We start from the raw sequence: 3954 nt of genomic DNA, 5'->3' as shown, positions 1-3954 counted from the left end.
AGGCCATGCCGACAGCCGATAAGCTGCCCAAGCTGGCGGCGATCCTGGAGGTGACGATCGACGAGCTTTATAAAGCGCCCTGCATCGGCGCATGAGAAAGGACGTTGAAATGGAAAACGATCAGGAGAGAAGCACAAGGTACAACTATCTTTTTCAGCGTGGCTGGTTGACTTTGAACGAGGTAAGGCTTTTGTGCGGATTACTTCCGCTTGAGGTTGACATGCAGGTTATTTCGCTGGGAAATACGGATTTGCCGTGCAATCAGGAGGAATTAAATTCACCATACCAAGAAAGGAGATGATTTCCCATGCCGGGAAATGGCGCAGAGATCTACAAGACCTGCCGGGAAGCGGCCGGCCTTACACAAGAGCAGGCGTCTGAGGGGCTCAACTGCTCGGTGCGCTCGCTGGCGCGCTACGAAAGCGGAGAGCAGCATGTGCCGGATGATATCGCCTACCAGATGGTGGTTCTTTATGACAGTCAGCTGCTGGCAGTGCAGCATCTGCGGCTTGTGAGTCAAGTGGCCGCCGATCTGTTCCCGCCGGTGACCGAGCGGGCGTTTGTTGAGGCGGCGATGCGGATTTTCAATCGGGTGCGGCGATTTGCAGAACGCCACCAAGGGTACCGACTGTTGGAGATTGCCGAGGATAACGTGATTTCGCCAGAAGAAGAACCACTATATCGGGAAATCGTAGGCGAGCTGCTGGATATTGAGCAAGCCATTATGGAGCTGCGGATCAGTCAGGAGGGAGACAGTAATGGCACGGGAGAAAGAGGCGTACCGGGACAACCTAGAACGGATCTTAGAGGCATTCCCCGGGAGGGAGATCCTGTCCCAGAAGGAGATTGCCCAGTGGTTACATATGGACAGCCGAACAGTCAAAGCCACGTTCCCGATGAAGGGCGGCGGGACAAAGGGCGCCACATGCTGGATCTCCGTGGCCAGCCTGGCCCGCGCCATGTCGTAGGCAAAAAAAAGAACGCCCCGAGGGTGGAGCCTCAAGGCGTTCGAGTTCAGGGGCTTGCGCCCGAGAACGACAGCAAGGTTATGATAACACATGTTGCCCGGAAATGCAAGTCCCGCACCACGGTCAGGGAGGGGGTGACCCTCTTATGACGATCTGGGAGTTTGCGTTTGTCCTGGTGGGCGTTTGGACTGCCACCAAGGGCCTTTTCCGGGTGCTTGATTTGATTGAGGGGAGATGACGGGCATGGTATCTGAGGAGCGCATCGCGTTATTGGATTTTTGGTGGGATGTCGAGGACCCATATGACCCGGAGTCCATGGAGTGGCGGAAGGAGCTGAACGCTGAGGAGGCAGCTCTGGTGGCGTCCTGGGACGAGAAGTATTGCAGCGCCGTCGGTACGCTTTCCATGGACATTTTGGGACTTGAGGGACGGTGAGGATATGAATCTGGAGCAGACTGAGCGGTTGCTGGAGCATCTGAATGGACAGTTGGACAATGAAATCGAAAAGGGTGACCGGGACACCGCCCGATATCTGTATGGGCAAATCGCTGGGGCACTGATGCTGGCGTTTTATCTGAGAATCATTGACGAGCAGGAGACTGACCGGCGCTACAAGGCGCTGCAGGATAAGTTCTATGACGCATTTTAAGGGGCGGTGATATCATGCGGCGAAATCCGAAAAAAGGCGGGCAATTCGCCATCATCTGGGTAGATCTCCTGTATGAGGATTCTGTGCCGGCCACGGCCAAAATCCTGTTCGGGGAGATCTACCGGCTCTCCGGCCCGGACGGCTGGTGCGATGCCAGCAATCAGGACTTCATGGATCTTTTGGGATGCAGTGAGACTACCGTCCGGAATCTGCTCAAGGCCCTGGAGGATGTGGGGCAGATCCGGGTGGAGTCCAGGCCCCGGCGGGGCGGCTCCGGCGGAACGGAACGATACATCTTTTGTGGTCGGAAATTGGCTCCGCCGGATACTCCGCAGGTACCCGCAGAAAATTGCGGGCACCCAGGGGGTACCCGCAGAAATTTGCGGGGGGTACCCGCAGAAATTTGCGGTTCCACTTATTCTAAGAGTAATAGTAATAATATACCCCCTAAAGCCCCCCAAGGGGGGCGGCGCAGGAAACAGGAGTCCAAGGATACGGCAGACTGGGAGCCGGAGCGCTTCGAGGAGTTCTGGAAGTTCTACCGCACGAACGTCCGGAACGAGGATAAGCAGGGTGCAATCCAGGAGTGGGACAAGCTGAAACCGGATGATGCTCTGCTCGAACGAATCTATCGTGCTCTGAAAAAGCAGATTGCATCGGATCTGTGGAAGCGGGGTGTCGGTATCCCGTATGCGACCCGGTATCTCAAGAACAAGAGATGGAACGACGTGGAGGACCAGCCGGAGGAGAGCCGGGATGTACCGGAGAAAAAGCCCAAGCGATACGTCCGTACGGATGTGATCGATGGCCAGGAGGTGGATATCTACGAGTAACCAGTATCACGATCTGAGCGCCGAGCAGGCGGTGCTGGGCTCCATGCTCATCGACAGCAGCTGCATCCGCACGGTGGCCGGGAGGCTCCGGGAGGCGGATTTTGGCCAGATTTTGAACCAGAAGATCTATGCGGTCATGGTGTCCATGGACATGGACGGCCGGGCCGTGGACGGATTGACCGTGGCGGATGCCCTCCACGCATCGGACGATACCCGCCGGTATCTGGCGGAGTTGATGGAGGCCACCCCCACGTCGGCCAACGTCATGGAATACGCTGCCATCGTGCAGGAGTGCGCCCGCCGGCGGGGGCTGAAAAGCGCCCTGGGCACGGCCCTGGAGGCGCTGGACAACGGAGCGGACCAGGCGGACGTGCTGCCCGGCCTGGAGACCACCATCTCCGACATCAACGCCCGCTCCGGCAGTGATCTGCTGGAGCCCCAGGAGCAGATCGACCGCTTTTTCCGCCACCGGGAGCGGATTGACGGGGGAGAGGCCCCCTATGTCCGCACGGGGCTGCGGCAGCTGGACAAGCTGCTGGGCGGCGGGATGGTCAAGACGGGCCTCTATTTCCTGGCGGCCCGCCCGGGCATGGGCAAGACGGCGCTGGCCATCGCCATCGCCGAGTATGTGGCCAGCACCATCGGACCAGTGGCCATGGTGTCCATGGAGATGTCGGACGAGCAGGTGACCGCCCGCCGGGTGGCGGCGCTGGCCAAGCTGGACAGCAGCGTGATTCTAACGGAGACCATGACGGATGCGGAATACCGCAAGGCATCCGAGGCGGCGCGGATCATCGGCAGGACACCGCTGTATGTTACAGCCGGCAAGGCGTATACACCCGGACGCATGGCGTCCATGGTCCGGGGAAGAAAGGACTGCCGCCTGGTGGTCGTGGACCATTTCAGCCTGTTTTTGCTGCCCGGCAGGCAGGCCAGCCATATCGAGTACGCCTCGGCGGCCCACACCCTCAAGCGTCTGGCACAGGCCATGGACGCGCCGGTGCTGTGCCTGGCTCAGCTCAACCGGGAAAACGAGAGCCGCAACGACAAGCGGCCCCGGATCTCAGACCTGCGGGCCACCGGCGCCGCGGAGGAGGACGCCGACGGCGTGATATTACTGCACCGGGAGGACTACTACGACCCAAAGTTTGAGCGCAAGCCCCAGGAGCCGGTTGTGGTAGAGGCCACCCTGGCGAAAAACCGGCACGGCCGGACCGGCCGGGTGGAGCTTTCCTTCTGGCCGGAGACCAACACGTTCCGGGAAAAATTTGTGAAGTGAGGTGTGCCATGCAGATCGGAGACAAGTTGATGCTGCGGCCCACGGTGTTCGGCGGTGGGGCGGATATGATCGACTCACAGCCCAGGACCTGCCGGGTGGTGTACATCCACCCGCTGCGCCGCTTTTTCGTTGTTGAGTTTTGCTCGGCGGAGACCGGCCTGACCTGGCGGGAAACGAGATATTTTAACGACCGCGCCGGTGGGCGCGGGGAGGAGCAACTATGAG

General features: G+C 59.6%; 6 protein-coding genes. All 6 read left to right on the top strand.

Annotated elements, in window-relative coordinates; all coding sequences use genetic code 11:
- Positions 1-307 precede the first annotated feature (307 nt).
- Complete coding sequence (locus QZS13_RS10045; RefSeq protein ID WP_295588563.1) at positions 308-1117, top strand: helix-turn-helix transcriptional regulator; 810 nt, start codon at positions 308-310, stop codon at positions 1115-1117.
- A gap of 94 nt (positions 1118-1211) precedes the next feature.
- Positions 1212-1403 (top strand): hypothetical protein, encoded by a 192-nt coding sequence (locus tag QZS13_RS10040; protein ID WP_295588562.1) that lies wholly within the window; start codon positions 1212-1214, stop codon positions 1401-1403.
- Positions 1404-1407: 4 nt separating this feature from the next.
- Positions 1408-1617 carry a hypothetical protein gene (locus QZS13_RS10035; protein WP_295588561.1) on the top strand — a complete coding sequence of 70 codons (210 nt, stop codon included), beginning with the start codon at positions 1408-1410 and terminating at the stop codon, positions 1615-1617.
- A gap of 14 nt (positions 1618-1631) precedes the next feature.
- Positions 1632-2450: a helix-turn-helix domain-containing protein gene (locus QZS13_RS10030; RefSeq protein ID WP_295588560.1), complete on the top strand. Its 819-nt coding sequence runs from the start codon at positions 1632-1634 to the stop codon at positions 2448-2450.
- Entirely contained in the window at positions 2422-3729 is a 1308-nt protein-coding gene (locus QZS13_RS10025) for a DnaB-like helicase C-terminal domain-containing protein (protein WP_295588559.1), read from the top strand. Before QZS13_RS10030 ends, QZS13_RS10025 begins: the two co-directional genes overlap by 29 nt.
- Positions 3730-3737: 8 nt before the next feature.
- Entirely contained in the window at positions 3738-3953 is a 216-nt protein-coding gene (locus tag QZS13_RS10020) for a hypothetical protein (RefSeq protein ID WP_295588557.1), read from the top strand.
- The last annotated feature ends 1 nt before the right edge of the window (position 3954 follow it).

It is taken from the genome of uncultured Oscillibacter sp. (genome assembly GCF_900546705.1).
Classification (GTDB): Bacteria; Bacillota; Clostridia; order Oscillospirales; family Oscillospiraceae; genus Oscillibacter.
The sequence above is the reverse complement of the archived record's forward strand: the minus strand, read 5'-3'. Positions and strand labels throughout refer to the sequence as shown.